The sequence below is a fragment of the Actinokineospora sp. PR83 genome, from assembly GCF_021056305.1.
Classification (GTDB): domain Bacteria; phylum Actinomycetota; class Actinomycetes; order Mycobacteriales; family Pseudonocardiaceae; genus Actinokineospora; species Actinokineospora spheciospongiae.
Genome location: NZ_JAJCXD010000022.1, coordinates 1 through 15,883 on the forward strand (window position 1 = coordinate 1; position 15,883 = coordinate 15,883).

General features: G+C 73.2%; 11 protein-coding genes. All 11 read left to right on the top strand.

Annotated features, from left to right (window positions below):
- The first annotated feature begins 503 nt into the window (after nt 1-503).
- Nucleotides 504-2,024 carry a sugar transferase gene (locus L6E12_RS07175; protein ID WP_236227088.1) on the top strand — a complete coding sequence of 507 codons (1,521 nt, stop codon included), beginning with the start codon at nt 504-506 and terminating at the stop codon, nt 2,022-2,024.
- 28 nt (nt 2,025-2,052) lie between these two features.
- The gene (locus L6E12_RS07180) at nt 2,053-3,129 is read left to right on the top strand and encodes a Gfo/Idh/MocA family protein (RefSeq protein WP_236227089.1); all 1,077 of its coding nucleotides are present in this window, start codon (nt 2,053-2,055) and stop codon (nt 3,127-3,129) included.
- Nucleotides 3,126-4,370 carry an acyltransferase gene (locus L6E12_RS07185; protein ID WP_236227090.1) on the top strand — a complete coding sequence of 415 codons (1,245 nt, stop codon included), beginning with the start codon at nt 3,126-3,128 and terminating at the stop codon, nt 4,368-4,370. The genes L6E12_RS07180 and L6E12_RS07185 overlap by 4 nt, the downstream gene beginning before the upstream one ends.
- Nucleotides 4,371-4,420: 50 nt before the next feature.
- On the top strand, nt 4,421-5,422 hold the full coding sequence (locus L6E12_RS07190) for an SDR family NAD(P)-dependent oxidoreductase (protein ID WP_236227091.1): 1,002 nt from the start codon (nt 4,421-4,423) through the stop codon (nt 5,420-5,422).
- A gap of 285 nt (nt 5,423-5,707) precedes the next feature.
- Nucleotides 5,708-9,715, top strand: coding sequence for a DUF4082 domain-containing protein (locus tag L6E12_RS07195; RefSeq protein ID WP_236227092.1), 4,008 nt, complete (start codon nt 5,708-5,710; stop codon nt 9,713-9,715).
- 27 nt (nt 9,716-9,742) lie between these two features.
- Complete coding sequence (locus L6E12_RS07200) at nt 9,743-11,038, top strand: glycosyltransferase (protein WP_236227093.1); 1,296 nt, start codon at nt 9,743-9,745, stop codon at nt 11,036-11,038.
- The gene (locus L6E12_RS07205; protein ID WP_236227094.1) at nt 11,035-12,168 is read left to right on the top strand and encodes a DegT/DnrJ/EryC1/StrS aminotransferase family protein; all 1,134 of its coding nucleotides are present in this window, start codon (nt 11,035-11,037) and stop codon (nt 12,166-12,168) included. Before L6E12_RS07200 ends, L6E12_RS07205 begins: the two co-directional genes overlap by 4 nt.
- Nucleotides 12,165-12,803 (top strand): NeuD/PglB/VioB family sugar acetyltransferase, encoded by a 639-nt coding sequence (locus L6E12_RS07210; RefSeq protein WP_236227095.1) that lies wholly within the window; start codon nt 12,165-12,167, stop codon nt 12,801-12,803. The genes L6E12_RS07205 and L6E12_RS07210 overlap by 4 nt, the downstream gene beginning before the upstream one ends.
- 2 nt (nt 12,804-12,805) lie before the next feature.
- Nucleotides 12,806-14,203 (top strand): glycosyltransferase family 4 protein, encoded by a 1,398-nt coding sequence (locus L6E12_RS07215; protein ID WP_236227096.1) that lies wholly within the window; start codon nt 12,806-12,808, stop codon nt 14,201-14,203.
- Nucleotides 14,200-15,300, top strand: coding sequence for a DegT/DnrJ/EryC1/StrS aminotransferase family protein (locus L6E12_RS07220; protein WP_236227097.1), 1,101 nt, complete (start codon nt 14,200-14,202; stop codon nt 15,298-15,300). The genes L6E12_RS07215 and L6E12_RS07220 overlap by 4 nt, the downstream gene beginning before the upstream one ends.
- A complete protein-coding gene (locus L6E12_RS07225; RefSeq protein ID WP_236227098.1) occupies nt 15,297-15,854 on the top strand; it encodes an acyltransferase in 558 nt (185 codons plus the stop codon). Before L6E12_RS07220 ends, L6E12_RS07225 begins: the two co-directional genes overlap by 4 nt.
- The last annotated feature ends 29 nt before the right edge of the window (nt 15,855-15,883 follow it).

Consider the following 15,883-nt stretch of genomic DNA (forward strand, 5'->3'; position numbering starts at 1 on the left):
TGCAGGTGGAGGGGGTATTTGAGGGGGATTCGGGGATGGGTGGGGGGCGGAGTGGTCTGTGGGAGTGGGTTTTTGTTGAGTGAGGGGTGGAAGTGATCGGGATTGGGTGGGGGTGGGGGTTGTTGGCGGGGGGAACGGAAATCGGCGGGGGGACTTGTACGCTCCGTCACAACATTTTCTGTCTGGAATGGACGATTGTGCTCAGGGTGGGTGGTGGGGTCGACCTGGGGTGGGGTGGGTGATCAGGTCAAGCGTGCATCACGGGGTTTGCTACGGATTGTGTAGTTGAGGGTGGTTGCAGTTAGTGGGAGCGCTTTCCCTGGGGCTCTTCGTTAACCGTCTGTGTAACGGCGTGGTGCAGGGGAACGAAAGAGGGATCGCGGCCATGTCCGATCCCTTCGGGGGCGGCGGTGGGCCCGAACCACGGAAATCACACCAGGCGGGGGACCGGGGACCTCTCGCCCGCCCTGTCCTGCCCGATCGCCCGAACCGGGGGATGCACAATGCGTGACCAAGTTGGGTACTCGCGCCGCCGAGCGGCACTGCGGCCCACGCCCAGCGGGGGCTGGCGTGCCCGCGGGCCGCGCGTTGGGCTGCCCGCGGGCGAGCCGTCGTTCCCCCCGGTCGCCGGGTGGGAGCCGAAGTACCGCGCGGGCGTCATCGCCGGTGACCTGGTGGCGGTCGTGCTCGGCGTGCTGGGGGTCGGCGGGTACGTGCAGCACCGCGCCTACCCGGACGGCCCGCTGGTGGGCCTGGTCGGGCTGACCACCTTCGCCGTGCTGCTCGCCGCGCTGATGGTCAACCGGGCGTGGAACAGCGCCGCGCTGGGGCAGGGGGCCGAGGAGTTCCGCAGGCTCGGCCGGGCGTTCGTCGCCGCCGCCGTGGTGCTCGCGCTCGGCGGGCTGCTGTTCGACATCGCCCGGCTGCGGCCGTGGGTGTTCGTGGTGGTGCCCGCGACCGCGCTGCTGCTGTTCCCGATCCGCTACGCCCAGCGCCAGCTCCTGCACCGGCGCAGGCGCGAGGGCCGCTGCCTGCTGCCGGTGATGGCCGCGGGCAGCCTCGACACCGTGCAGGACCTGATCTCCCGCACCCGCGGCTCGGCCCACCTGGGCTGGCGCGTGGACGCGGTCTGCACCGCCGACGGCCTCGGCGACGGCCTGCCCGACGTCGACGGCGTCCCGGTCATCGGCCGCCTGAGCGACCTGGCCACGCACGCCCGCCGCGGCGGCTACCGCATCGTCGCCGTCACCCCCGACCAGTACTGGACCCCGCAGCGGTTGCAGCAGCTCGCCTGGCGGCTGGAGGGCAGCGGCGCGGAGATGGTCGTCGCCCCGGTGCTGATGGAGGTCGCCGGGCCGCGGCTGCACGTGGACGCGGTGCTCGGGATGCCGCTGCTGCGGGTCAGCGCGCCCTCGTTCACCGGGGTCCGCCGGGTGGTCAAGGACGCCATGGACAAGGTCGGCTCGGCCGTGCTGCTGGCGCTGCTGGCGCCGGTGATGCTGTTCGTGGCCGCCGCCATCGCGATCGACAGCCGGGGGCCGGTGTTCTACAAGCAGCGCCGGGTCGGCAAGGACGGCCGCGAGTTCACCATCGTCAAGTTCCGCACCATGGTCACCGGCGCGCACCGGATGGTCACCCAGCTCGCCGAGCAGAACGAGGGCAACGGCGTGCTGTTCAAGATGCGCAAGGACCCGAGGGTGACCAGGGTCGGGGCGGTCCTGCGCCGCTACTCCATCGACGAGCTGCCGCAGTTGTTCAACGTGCTCGCCGGTCCGATGTCGCTGGTCGGCCCGCGCCCGCCGCTGCCGGAGGAGACCGCCCGCTACGCCCCCGACGTGCGCCGCAGGCTGCTGGTGAAGCCGGGCCTGACCGGGTTGTGGCAGGTCAGCGGGCGCTCCGACCTCCCGTGGGAGGAGGCGGTCCGGCTCGACCTGCGCTACGTCGAGGACTGGTCGCTCGCCCTCGACGCGGTGATCCTCTGGAAGACCTTCCGGGCCGTGTTCAGCGGCGCCGGTGCCTACTAGCGATTCCTCATCCGAAGTGGAGTGTCACGTGCAGACCATCGGGCTGGCCGTCATCGGCGCCGGGTACTGGGGACCGAACCTGGTGCGCAACGCCCAGGCCACCCCCGGGCTGCGCCTGCGGTACCTGTGCGACCTCGACGCCGACCGGGCCCGCCGGGTGCTCGGCGAGTACTCGACCGTGCGGGTCTCCGACTCCCTCGACGAGGTGCTCGCCGACCCGGAGGTGCACGCGGTCGCCATTGCCACGCCCGCCAAGACGCACCTGCCGGTGGCCATGGCCGCCCTGGAGGCGGGCAAGCACGTCCTGGTGGAGAAGCCGCTCGCGGCCACCCACGCCGAGGGCGCCGCGCTGGTCCGGGCCGCCGAGGAGCGCGGGCTGACCCTGATGCTCGACCACACCTACTGCTACACCCCGGCCGTGGCGCACCTGCGCGAGCTGGTGCACAGCGGCGGGATCGGCTCGGTGCAGTACCTGGACTCGGTGCGGATCAACCTGGGCCTGGTCCAGCCGGACGTGGACGTGCTCTGGGACCTGGCCCCGCACGACCTGTCGATCTTCCTGTCGATCCTGCCCGAGGGGGTGCGACCGCTGGCGGTGGCCGCGCACGGCTCGGACCCGATCGGCGCGGGCCGCGCCTGCGTGGCGCACCTGACCATCGAGCTGACCGGCGGCGCCATGGCGCACGTGCACGTGAACTGGCTGTCGCCGACGAAGATCCGCACCATGGTCGTCGGCGGCTCGCAGCGCACGGTGGTCTGGGACGACCTCAACCCCAGCCAGCGGCTGTCGATCTACGACCGGGGCGTGGACCGCGCCGGGGCAGCCGAACTGGGCGAGGAGAAGCGCGAGCAGACGATCGTGTCCTACCGCACCGGTGACATGGTCGCCCCCGCGCTGCCGGAGAAGGAGGCGCTGCGCGCGGTGATGGCCGAGTTCCACGCCGCCATCACCGAGGGCCGCCCGCCGCTGACCGACGGCCGCTCCGGCCTGCGCGTGCTCGCCATCCTGGAGGCCGCCTCCGCCAGCCTCGCCCAGGGCGGGGTGTTCCTGCCCGTCCTCGGCGCCGACTCCGAGGCCGAGACCCCCGAGGGCGCGCTGCTGTGACCACGGGTGGGGCGGTCGGCACCGGGGGCGCGGGGGACACCCGGGCCCGCCCGGCCACCGCGCCGACCCCGGCGGGCGAACCGACCGTGCGCATCGCCCCGGCGGCCGAGGCGACCGAGCGGTTCGCCCCGATCGTCGTGCAGACCGCGGCGCCCGCGCTCCGGCTGTCGTTCGTGGACGGCGTGCGGGCGTTCGCCGCGGTGTTCGTCGTCGCGCACCACATCTGGCTCACCACCTACCCCGGTTACCCGCGCGACACCGGCCCGGCCTGGGCGTCGTGGCTGGTCTACGGCCACCTCGCGGTGGCGGTGTTCATCGTGGTCAGCGGCTTCTCGCTGGCCATCGCCCCGGCTCGGCGCGACTACCGGCTCGGCGGGGTCGGCCGGTTCCTGCGCAGGCGGGCCTGGCGCATCCTGCCCCCGTACTGGGCGGCGCTGGCGCTGTCGGCGGCGGTGTTCGGCCTGATCACCCCGGCGCTGACCGGCGACCTGGTGTCGGTCAAGGGGATCGTGGTGCACGCGCTGCTCCTGCAGGACGTGGTCGACGCCCCCCGGCCCAACGGCGCGTTCTGGTCGATCGCGATCGAGTGGCAGATCTACTTCCTGTTCCCGCTGGTGCTGCTGGTCCGCAGGCGGCTGCCGGGCTGGGCGCTCGCCGCGCTCGGGCTCGCCGTGGTCGTCGCGGCGCAGGTCGTGTCCGAGCGGGTGCCCGCGCTCGACGGCATCCAGAACCTGACTCCGCAGTTCTTCGCGCTGTTCGTGTTCGGCGTGGTGGCCGCGGAGGTGGTCCGGTCCGGGCTGCGCGCGCGGGCGCTGGTCGGGGCGGCGGCCCTGCTGTGCCTCGCCGGGTTCGTCGTGCTCGCGTTCACCGCGGGCCCGGTCTGGGTGGACGCGCACTACTTCTGGGTCGACCTCGCCGTGGGCGCCGGGACCGCGCTGGCCCTGGCCGTGCTGGCGGGCGGCGGGTGGCGGCCGGTCGCCGCCGCGTTCGCCGGTCGCGTCCCCCGGTTCCTCGGCCACTTCTCCTACAGCGTCTACCTGATCCACCTGCCGCTGCTGTGGCTGGTGTACCACTTCGGGGTGGAACCGGCCGTCGACTCGGCGGACGCCAGGTTCGCCCTGCTGCTGGTGGTCGGCATCCCCGTGGTGCTCGCCGCGTCCTACCTGTTCCACCGCGCCTTCGAGCGCCCGTTCATCGAGCACCGGTCGCTGGCCGAGCTGCGCGGTCGCTCGGCCCGGTAAATCACAGCAGTACCCGAGCAACACCCGAATTCGCACGAGAGGGAACCACCATGGCGGACAACCACGTCCCGTCGGCACACGCCCAACCGATCGCGGGCCAGCGCGTGCTGGTCACCGGCGGCGCCGGGACCATCGGTTCGTCGGTGGTCGACCAGCTCATCGCCGCCGACGCCGCCGAGGTCGTCGTGGTCGACAACCTGGTGCGGGGCCGGATGGCCAACCTGGCCGACGCGCAGGCCGCCGCGGGCGACCGGCTGCGGTTCGTCGAGGGCGACATCAACGACCCGAAGCTGATGGGCGAGCTGAGCACGGGTGTGGACCTGGTGTTCCACCTCGCCGCCATCCGCATCACCCAGTGCGCCGAGGAGCCCCGGCTGGCGCTGGAGGTCCTCGTCGACGGCACCTTCACCGTGCTGGAGGCCGCCGCGGCCGCCGGGGTGAAGAAGGTCATCGCCTCGTCCTCGGCCTCGATCTACGGCCTCGCCGAGCAGTTCCCCACCACCGAGCGCCACCACCCGTACAACAACGACACCTTCTACGGCGCCGCGAAGGCGTTCAACGAGGGGATGCTGCGCAGCTTCAAGGCGATGTACGACCTCGACTACGTGGCGCTGCGCTACTTCAACGTCTACGGCCCGCGCATGGACGTGCACGGCCTCTACACCGAGGTCCTCATCCGCTGGATGGAGCGGATCGTCGACGGCAAGGCCCCGCTGATCTTCGGCGACGGCGCGCAGACCATGGACTTCGTGCACGTGCACGACATCGCCAGGGCGAACATCCTCGCCGCCCGCGCCGACGTCACCGACGCGGTCTACAACATCGCCAGCAACTCCGAGACCAGCCTGCTCGGGCTGGCCAGGGGGCTGCTCGCGGCGATGGACTCCGACCTCGGGGTGGAGCACGGCCCGGAGCGCAAGGTCAACGGCGTCACCCGGCGGCTGGCCGACATCAGCGCCGCCGCGCACGACCTGGGCTGGAAGCCCGAGATCGGCATGGACACCGGCCTGCGCGACCTCGTGGCGTGGTGGCGCGCCGAATCCGGGAAGTGACCGCGCCGCCCTCGACTTTCACCCTGGGTGCCCGTCCGGCCGCCCAGGGTTCCGGCGGAAGGTGACGTACAGCGCGAGATCGTGTTTTGTGCTGTCCCCCTGTAACGAAGGGTTTTCCCAGCTCGATCCCGTCTACACAGGAGTGACGAGGCGATCTTGCGGGGGCTGATCGCAGTGTGCGCACGCCTTCGTGACTTGCTGCCTCACCCACGGTGACAAGTGCGGACAAACTGTGGGATTCGGGACCGCGCGGGAGCGCGGCCCGGTGTTCGGGAGGAGTGGCTGATGCGCGCAGTGCACGCCATCGGCACGGTGGTTCGGCGTTCGGTGTCCAGGGTGACGGTGGTGGCGCTCGCCGCGGGGGTGGCGGCGGTACCCGCGGTGGTGTTCGCGCCACCGGCCGCCGCCGCGGCCTGCACCGCCCCGGTCGTCAACCGGGTCGCCTGCGAGAACACCGAGGTGGGCGACCCGAACTGGCAGGTCGCGGGCATCGACGACTCGATCGCCGGGTTCACCACCGACATCAGCACCAACGTCGGCGGCACCGTCAACTTCAAGGTCAAGACGGACGCGGCCAGTTACAAGATCGACATCTACCGGCTCGGCCACTACGGCGGCGCGGGCGCGCGGAAGATGGGCACGGTCAACCGGCTCAACCCGCAGACCCAGCCCGACTGCAAGGTCGACGCCCCGACCCAGATGGTCGACTGCGGCAACTGGGCGGTCTCGCTGACCTGGACCGTGCCCACCTACGCGGTCTCCGGGCTGTACTACGCGGTGCTGCACCGCGACGACACCAACGGGGAGAACGAGATCCCGTTCGTCGTCCGCGACGACAGCAGCACCGCCAAGATCGCCTTCCAGACCTCGGACGCGACCTGGCACGCCTACAACCGCTACGGCGGCAACAGCCTCTACACCGGCACCGGTCCCGGCGACGGCGGCTCGTCCTACGGGGTGAGCTACAACCGCCCGATCACCGGCGGCGGCGAGGAGAACTACATCTTCAACGCCGAGTACCCGATGCTGAAGTTCATGGAGGCCAACGGGTACGACATGACGTACACGACCAACGTGGACTCGGCCAGGCGCGGCAACCTGATCAAGAACCACAAGGTGTTCATGGCCGTCGGGCACGACGAGTACTGGTCGGTCGAGCAGCGCGACAACGTCGAGGCCGCCCGCGACGCCGGGGTGCACATGGCGTTCCTCACCGGCAACGAGGTCTTCTGGAAGCACCGCTGGGCGCCGAGCATCGACTCCTCGGCCACCCCGTGGCGCAACATGATCATCTACAAGGAGACCAAGGCCAACGCCAAGATCGACCCGAGCCCGGAGTGGACCGGCACCTGGCGCGACCCCCGGTTCAGCCCGCCGTCGAACGGCGGCAGGCCGGAGAACTCGCTGCTCGGGCAGATCTTCACCGTCAACGGCCGCCGCGACGACTCGCTGACCGTGCCCGCCGCGTACGGCAAGATGCGGCTCTGGCGCAACACCCCGCTGGCCACCGCCACCGACAGCTACACCTTCCAGCCCGGCACCCTCGGCTACGAGTGGGACACGGTGGAGGAGAACGGCTTCCAGCCCGCGGGCGTCGCCCAGCTCTCCCGAACCACGGTCACCATGCAGGGCGACTACGTCCTCCAGAACCACGGCGACCTCTACCGCTCGGGCACCAAGACGCACGCGCTGACGCTGTACCGGGCCGCCAGCGGCGCCCTGGTCTTCGGCGCGGGCACCGTGCAGTGGGCCTGGGGCGTGGAGGACGAGCACGCCTTCCGCACCGACATGCCGACCTCCGACGTGCGGATCAAGCAGGCCACGGTCAACGTCCTGGCCGACATGGGCGTGCAGGCCGCGACCCTGCAACCGGGCCTGACCGCCACCACCGCCAGCACCGACACCGCCGCCCCGGTGGTGGCGGTGAACGCCACCCCGAACCCCACGGTGGCCACCCCGTACACCTTCTCCGGCACGGTGAACGACGCCGCGGGCAAGGTCGCGGGCGTCGAGGTCTCGGTCGACGGCAGCACCTGGCACGCGGCCACCTGGACCGCGGGCACCACCACCTGGAACTACACCTTCACCCCGCCGTCCTCGGGCGCGAAGACGCTGCGGGTCCGCGCGGTGGACGACTCGGCGAACCTGTCCGCGGTCCTGTCGCGGGCGATCACCGTCAACACCCGCACCTGCCCGTGCTCGATCTGGAACGCCACCGACGCGCCGACCAACCCGGCGGCCAACGACCTCAGCGCGGTCGAGCTGGGCACCAAGTTCACCGCCCAGACCGACGGCTACGTCCGCGGCGTGAAGTTCTACAAGGGCACCGGCAACACCGGCACGCACACCGGCACGCTGTGGACCGCCTCCGGCCAGAAGCTGGCGACCGGCACCTTCACCGCGGAGACCGCGACCGGGTGGCAGACGCTGGCGTTCCCGGTGGCCGTGCCGATCACCGCGGGCACCACCTACGTGGCCTCCTACCACACCGACACCGGCCGCTACGCCGCCGACCAGGACTACTTCGCCACCTCGGCGAAGGGCCTGGAACCGCTGTCGGCCAAGCAGAGCGTCGTCGGCGACCCCAACGGCGTGTTCCGGGTCGGGGCGTCCGGCTTCCCGTCCGACAGCTACCGGGCCACCAACTACTGGGTCGACGTCGTGTTCGCCCTCGACCCCGGCCCGGACACCCGGGCGCCGGAGGTGGCGAGCACCTCGCCCACCAACGGCCAGGGCAGCGTCACCCTCACCGCCCCGATCACCGTGGTCTGGGACGAACCGGTCACCGCCTCCTCGGCGCTGGTCTCGGTCAACGGCCCCAACGGCGGCATCTCCGGCACCACGGCACTGGCCGCGGACAAGCGCACGGTGACGTTCACCCCGGACAACCCGTGGGCGGGCGGCACCACCTACTACGTGTCCACCCGCGCCTACGACCTGGCGGGCAACGCGCCGCAGAACCACGAGTTCCAGTTCAAGACCGGCGTGCCCCGGGCGGCCACCTGCCCGTGCTCGGTGTGGGACGACTTCGCGGTGCCCGCGGTCAACGCGGTGAACGACGTGTCCGCGATCGAACTGGGCACCAAGGTCCGGTTCGACGTGCGCGGCCAGGTCCTCGGCGTGAAGTTCTACAAGGGCGACGGCAACACCGGCACCCACACCGGCTCGCTGTGGTCGGCCGACGGCACCCGCCTGGCCACCGGCACCTTCACCGGGGAGACCGCGAACGGCTGGCAGACGCTGACCTTCGCCCAGCCGGTCAACGTCCTGGCGAACACGACCTACGTGGTCTCGTACTACGCCCCGGTCGGCCGCTACTCGGCGACCGGCGAGTACTTCAAGACCAGCGCCGACTACAAGTCCCTGCACGCGGTGAAGGACGGCGCCTACGGCAGCAACGGCCTCTACCGCTACGGCGCGGGCGGCGGCTTCCCCACCGGCTCCTACAACGCGACGAACTACTGGGTCGACGTGGTGTGGACCGCGGGCGCCAACGGCGACACCACCCCGCCGACGATCGTCTCCCGCACCCCGGCGGCGGGCGCGGGTGACGTGCCGCTGAACACCACCGTGTCGGTGACGTTCTCCGAGCCGGTCGACCCGGACTCCGCGCAGTTCTCCATGACCGACCCGGGCTGGGCCAAGGTCGGCGGTGCGCTGACCCTGTCGGCGGACCAGAAGACGGTGACCTTCACCCCGAAGGCCCGGCTGGTGCCGGGGGCGCCGTACCTGGTGAGCATCCGCATCGCCGACGCGAACGGCGTGATCATGCCCGGCGCCTCGCTGTGGAACCTGTGGCCGGTCGCCACCCAGACCTGCCCGTGCTCGCTGTTCAGCGAGGCCATGGTCCCCGCGGTCGAGTCGTCGAACGACGGGGGCGCCTACGAGCTGGGCGTCCGGTTCGTGCCCGCCACGACCGGCTGGGTCAAGGGCGTCAAGTTCTACAAGGGGGCGCTCAACACCGGCACGCACACCGGTTCGCTGTGGAGCGCCACCGGTCAGCAGCTCGCCACCGGGACCTTCACCGGGGAGACGGCGTCCGGCTGGCAGACGCTCGTGTTCGACACCCCGGTGCAGGTGACCGCGGGGCAGACCTACGTCGGCTCGTACACCACGGCGGTGGGCCGCTACGCCGCCGACGCGGGGTACTTCCAGCGCACCAGCGTGTCCAGCCCGCCGCTGTCGGCCGGGTCGAACCCGAACGGCGTGTACCGCAGCGGGTCCGGCTTCCCCGGCGACTCCTACGGCGGCGCGAACTACTGGGTCGACGTGGTGTTCGACCAGAACCCGTGACCACCGTTGGCTGACCGGAGGACGACCATGCGCGAGCCGACGACCGCACCCGGCGACCGGCGGCTCGTCGTGGTCGCCTCCGGGGTCACCTTCGACGGGGTGCGGGGCACCGAGCGGCACCTCGCCGAGCGGCTGACCCGGTACGCCGACGTGCTCTGGGTCGACCCGCCCGTCTCCCCGGCCACCCCGCGGCGCTACCGCGGGGTCGCGCCGGGCGGGCGGTCCTGGCGGGCCGACCTGCGCGAGGTCGCCCCCGGCCTGCACCGGCTCACCCCGGTCGTGCTGCCCGGCCTGACCAGGCCGGGCATCCGGCTGACCACCTGGCCGCTGGTCCGGGCGCAGGTCCGGTCCGCGCTGCGGGGGCTGGGCCGCACCCCGGCCGCGGTCGTCGCCTGCTCCTTCGACGACGTCCTCGGCCACTGGGGCGACGACGTCGTGGACGTCCTCTACGGCACCGACGACTGGGTGGCTGGCGCGGCGCTGATGCGCCAGGACACCGCGAAGCTGGAGGCCGACGAGCGGCGCGCGCTGGCCGCCGCCGACGTCGTGTTCACCGTCAGCCCCCAGCTCGCCGCCCGCTGGCTGCGCTTCGGCGCGGGCTCGACCGACCTGCCCAACGGCTGCGACCCGGACGCCTACGCGGGCATCCCGGACCTGGCGCCCAACCCGCTGCCCGAGGGCTTCCCCGCCACGGTCGCCGGGGTGGTCGGGCAGCTCTCCGCCCGGATCGACATCACCCTGCTGGAGGCGGTCGCCGACACCGGGGTCGGGCTGCTGCTGGTCGGCCCGCGCGACCCGGCGTGGGAACCGGAGCGGGCGCCCGCGCTGCTGGCCCGGCCGAACGTGCACGCGGTCGGCGCGGTCGCGTTCGAGGAGCTGCCCGGCTGGCTGGCCGCCATGCACGTCGGGCTGTGCCCGTACGCCGACACCGCGTTCAACCGGGCGTCGTTCCCGCTCAAGACGCTGGAGTACCTGGCGGCGGACCTGCCGGTGGTGGCCTCCGAGCTGCCCGCGCACCGCAGGCTCCAGGACGAGGGCGCCGACCTGCTGGTGGCGCGCGACGCCGAGGAGTTCGTCGCCGGGGTCGCCGCCGCCACCCGGCCCGGCCGGGCCCCCGGCGCGCGGCGCGAGGTGGCCCTGCGGCACTCGTGGGCCGAGCGGGCGCGGGTGTTCGCCGAGCGGCTGGGGTGGTCCACAGTGGCGGGTGGCGGAAGTCCCGCCGCCGGGGGTGCAACGTTCGGTGCGGCTTCCCCGATGGATGCAGGGGGTGACGGCGAATGCGAACCGCGCGCCACCCCGCAACCCTCCAGGAGGACCCGGTGATCCCAGTCATGCGCCCGCTGCTCGGTGCGGAGGAGGCCGACGCGGTCGCCGCCGTCGTCCGCTCCGGCTGGGTGGCCCAGGGACCCCGGGTGGCCGAGTTCGAGCAGCGGTTCGCCGAGCGGGTCGGCGCCGCCGACGCGGTCGCGGTGTCCTCCTGCACCACCGGCCTGCACCTGGCCCTGCACGTGCTCGGCGTCGGACCGGGCGACGAGGTCGTGGTGCCGTCGTTCTCCTTCATCGCCACCGCGAACGCCGTGCGCTACTGCGGCGCCACCCCGGTGTTCGCCGACGTCGACCCGCTGACCGGCAACCTCACCGGGCAGACCGTCGCCGCCGTGCTCACCCCGGCCACCCGCGCGGTCCTCGCCGTGCACCAGGGCGGGGTCCCGGCCGACGTCGCCGGGCTGCGCGCGGTGGTCGGCGACCTGCCGATCGTCGAGGACGCCGCCTGCGCCGCCGGGTCCACCCTGGACGGCGCCCCGGTCGGCGCGGGCGTGCACCTGGCCGCCTGGTCGTTCCACCCGCGCAAGTTGATCACCACCGGTGAGGGCGGCATGGTCACCACCGACGACCCGGAGCTGGGCGCGCGGCTGCGCAGGCTGCGCGAGCACGGTATGAGCATGTCCGCAGCGCAGCGGCACGCCGCGGGCGGCGCGGTCGTCGAGAGCTACCTGGAGACCGGCTTCAACTACCGGATGACCGACATCCAGGCCGCCATGGGCCTGGTGCAGCTCGGCAGGCTGGACGCCATCGTGGCCCGCAGGCGCGAGATCGCCGCCCGCTACCACGAGCTGCTGGCCGGGCTGCCCGGCCTGCGCGCGGTCACCGACCCGGCGCACGGCACCACCAACTACCAGTCGTTCTGGGTGCTGCTGGCCGACGACATGCCCGACCGCAACGGCGTGCTGGCCGCGCTGTCGGCCGCGGGCGTGTCCGCGCGGCGCGGGATCATGGCCTCGCACCTGGAGCCCGCCTACGCCGGGCACCCGGCGGCGCCGATGCCGGTCACCGAGCACCTGACCGCCCGCTCGCTGATCCTGCCGGTGCACCACGACCTGACCGGGGACGAGCAGCGGCACGTGGTGGACTCCCTCGCCGCGGCCGTCGGTCGAGTGGTGGAACCGGCGTGACCGCCCGCCCGCTGCTGCTCCTCGGCGGCGGTGGCCTGGCCCGCGAGGTGCTGGCCGCGGTGCGCGCGCTGCCGGGGGACTTCACGCCGATCGGCGTGCTCGACGACGACCCCGACCGGCACGGCGCCGACCTCGACGGCCTGACCGTGCTCGGCGGCGCGGAGCTGGTGGCCGAGCACCCGGACGCCCTGGTCGTCGCGTGCGTCGCCTCGGTGCACCGGCCGGGTGCCCGGGCGGCGCTGGTCGAGCGGGTCGGGCTGCCGGACGAGCGCTGGGCCACCGTCGTGCACCCGATGGCGTCGGTCGCCCCGGGCACCGCCCTCGGTGTCGGCACCGTGCTGCTGGCCGGTGCCGTGATCACCGCCCCGGTCCCGGTCGGGCGGCACGTGGTGGCCATGCCGCACGTGCTCATCACCCACGACTGCGCCATCGGCGACTTCGCCACCCTCGCCGGTCGCGCCTCGCTCGGCGGCGGGGTCACCGTGGGCCGCGACGCCTACCTCGGGCAGGGCGCGCTGGTCCGCGAGGGCCGCGCGATCGGCGAGCGGGCCGTGGTCGGCATGGGCTCGGTCGTCCTCGACAGCGTCCCCGGTGGACAGACCTGGGTGGGCAACCCGGCACGGAGGCTGCGCTAGCCATGCGGATCATCGTCTACCCGCACGCCATGGAACTGGGCGGCTCCCAGATCAACGCCGTGCAGCTCGCCACCGAGGTCCGCGACGCCGGGCACGAGGTCGTCGTGTTCTCCGCCCCCGGGGTCGTGGTGGACCGCGTGCACGCCGCCGGGCTGCCGCACGTGGAGATCCCGCTGGAGCGCGGCAGGCCCTCGGCCCGGGTCATCCGGCGGCTGCGCGCGCTCTCGGCCAGCGGCGCCGTCGACGTGGTGCACGGCTTCGAGTGGCCGCCCGCCGTCGAGGCCATCGCCGCGGCGGCCGGTCCGGGCGGGGCGCCGCACGCCACCGTCGCCACGGTCATGTCCATGTCGGTCGTGCCGTTCTTCCCCAGGACCGTGCCGCTGATGGTCGGCACCGAGCAGATCGCCGCCGCCGCCCGCGCCGCCGGGCACACCAGGGTCACCCTGCTGGAACCCCCGGTCGACACCGCCCAGGACCACCCCGGCGCGGTCGACGCCTCCGGCTTCCGCGCCGACCTGGGCCTTGACCCGGAGCTGCCGCTGGTCGCGATCGTCAGCAGGCTCGCCCCGGACCTCAAGCTGGAGAGCCTGCTGGCCTCCTGCGCCGCGGTCGCCGAGCTGAGCCTGAGCGGAACCCGGGTGCAACTGGTCATCGCGGGCGACGGGCCCGCCAGGGAGCAGGTCGCCGAGGCGGCGGCGCGGGCGAACGCGCGCGCGGGCCGCCGGGTCGTCGTGCTCGCCGGTGAGCTGGCCGACCCGCGCCCGGCCTACGCCGCGGCGGACGTCGTGGTCGGCATGGGCAGCTCCGCGCTGCGCGGCATGGCCTTCGGCAAGCCGCTGGTGGTCGTCGGCGAGGACGGCTTCAGCGAGCTGTTCGAGGAGTCCACCGTGGACCGGTTCCTCTGGGACGGCTTCTTCGGCCTCGGCCCGGGCAGCCGGGGTGCGGGCGTCCCCGCCCTCACCGAGGCCATCCGGGTGCTCGCCGAGTCCCCGGAGACCCGGGCCCGCCTGGGCGAGTACGGCCGCGGCCTGGTCGACACCAGGTTCAGCCTGCGCCGCGCCGCGGGCATCGTCCTGGACGAGTACGCCCACGCCATCGCCCACCGACCCGCCCTGGACGCCCGCCTCGCCGACGCGGCCCAGGCGTCGGCGGGCATCTTCCGCTACAAGGTCAACCGCAAGGTCTCCCGCTGGCGCGGCAGGCTCCAGGTCGACGACGCCAACGCCAAGTCCGAGATGGCCAAGCTCAGCGCCCACGCCAGCACCGCCGCGGCACCGCCGACCACCGTGCCACCGGTCGCCGCGCCGACGACCGCCGCGCAGACTGTCCCGGTGCCCACGCCCCCGACCGCCGCCCCCACGTCCGCGGCGACCGCACCGCAGGAAAGGACCGCACCATGACCGCCATCCCCCTGGTCGACCTGGCCGCGCAGCACGCGCAGGTCGCCGACGAGGTGGCCGAGGGCTGGGCCGAGGTCCTGGCCAAGACCGCCTTCATCGGCGGCGCCCCGGTCGGCGCCTTCGAGGCCGAGTTCGCCGCCTACTGCGGGGTCGCGCACTGCGTCGGCGTCGGCAACGGCACCGACGCCATCGAGTTGGCGCTGCGCGCCCTCGGCGTCGGCCCCGGCGACGAGTGCGTGCTGCCCGCCAACACCTTCATCGCCACCGCCGAGGCGGTCGCCCGCGCGGGCGCCACCCCGGTCCTGGTCGACTGCACCGACGACACCCTGCTGATCGACGTCGACCAGCTGGAATCCGTCGTCGGGCCGCGCACCAGGGCGATCCTGCCGGTGCACCTGTACGGGCAGACCGCGCCGGTCGAGCGCATCCGCCCGATCGCCGACGCGGTGGGCGCGGCCGTCGTGGAGGACGCCGCGCAGTCGCAGGGCGCCCGCCGCCACGGCCGGGCCGCCGGGTCCCTCGGCGACATCGCCGCCACCAGCTTCTACCCCGGCAAGAACCTCGGCGCCTACGGCGACGCGGGCGGTGTCGTGACCGACGACGCCGACCTCGCCCAGCGGGTGCGGCTGCTGCGCGAGCACGGTTCGCCGCGCAAGTACGAGCACCCGGAACTCGGCTTCAACAGCCGGATGGACACCCTCCAGGCGGTTGTCCTCTCGGCGAAGCTGCGCAGGCTGGAGGGCTGGAACACCGCCCGCCGCGCCGCCGCCGCCCGCTACGACGACCTGCTCGCCGCGCTGCCGTCGGTGGGCCGCCCGGTCGTGCTCGACGGCAACGAGCCGGTGTGGCACCTCTACGTCGTCCGGGTCGCCGACCGCGACCGCGTGCTGGCGGGCCTCAACGCCGCGGGCATCGGCGCGGGCATCCACTACCCGGTCCCGGTCCACCGCACCGGCGCGTTCTCCGCGCTGGGCACCGGTTCGTTCCCGGTCGCGGAGAAGACCGCGGGGGAGCTGCTGTCGCTGCCGCTGTTCGCCGAGATCACCCCGGCGCAGCAGGAGCGGGTCGTCGAGGTGCTCTCCGGGCTCGTGCCGTGACCCCGTACGTGCACCCGAGGGGCCTCTGCGAGAGCGAGGACGTCGGCGACGGCACCCGCGTGTGGGCGTTCGCGCACGTGCTGCCCGGGGCCAAGGTCGGCCGCGACTGCAACATCTGCGACGGCGCGTTCGTCGAGACCGGTGCCGTGCTCGGCGACCGGGTCACGGTGAAGAACGGCACCCTGGTCTTCACCGGGGTCACCTGCGAGGACGAGGTGTTCCTCGGCCCGAACGTGCTGTTCACCAACGACCTGCGCCCCCGCGCGCACCTGCGCAAGGGGCCCGAGGAGCTGTACACCACCCTGGTGCGCCGCGGTGCGAGCCTGGGCGCGGGGGCGGTGGTGGTGTGCGGGACCGAGATCGGCGAGTACGCCTTCGCCGCCGCGGGGGCGGTCGTCACCGCGAACGTGCCCGCGCACGCCTTCGTCGCCGGGAACCCGGCCCGGCTCAAGGCGTGGGTCTGCGTCTGCGGCGAGCGCCTGCCCGCGGACCTGCGCTGCACCGAGTGCGGCACCCAGCACGTCCAGGACGGCCCCGGCCTGCGCGCGACCTGACGCTTGTTGGTCCACAGTGGCCCGTTCCC

Coding starts and splice junctions, on each gene's coding strand:
- L6E12_RS07175 (WP_236227088.1), top strand. CDS start 504: ATGCGTGACCAAGTTGGGTACTCGCGCCGCCGAGCGGCACTGCGGCCC.
- L6E12_RS07200 (WP_236227093.1), top strand. CDS start 9,743: ATGCGCGAGCCGACGACCGCACCCGGCGACCGGCGGCTCGTCGTGGTC.
- L6E12_RS07215 (WP_236227096.1), top strand. CDS start 12,806: ATGCGGATCATCGTCTACCCGCACGCCATGGAACTGGGCGGCTCCCAG.
- L6E12_RS07220 (WP_236227097.1), top strand. CDS start 14,200: ATGACCGCCATCCCCCTGGTCGACCTGGCCGCGCAGCACGCGCAGGTC.
- L6E12_RS07195 (WP_236227092.1), top strand. CDS start 5,708: ATGCGCGCAGTGCACGCCATCGGCACGGTGGTTCGGCGTTCGGTGTCC.
- L6E12_RS07190 (WP_236227091.1), top strand. CDS start 4,421: ATGGCGGACAACCACGTCCCGTCGGCACACGCCCAACCGATCGCGGGC.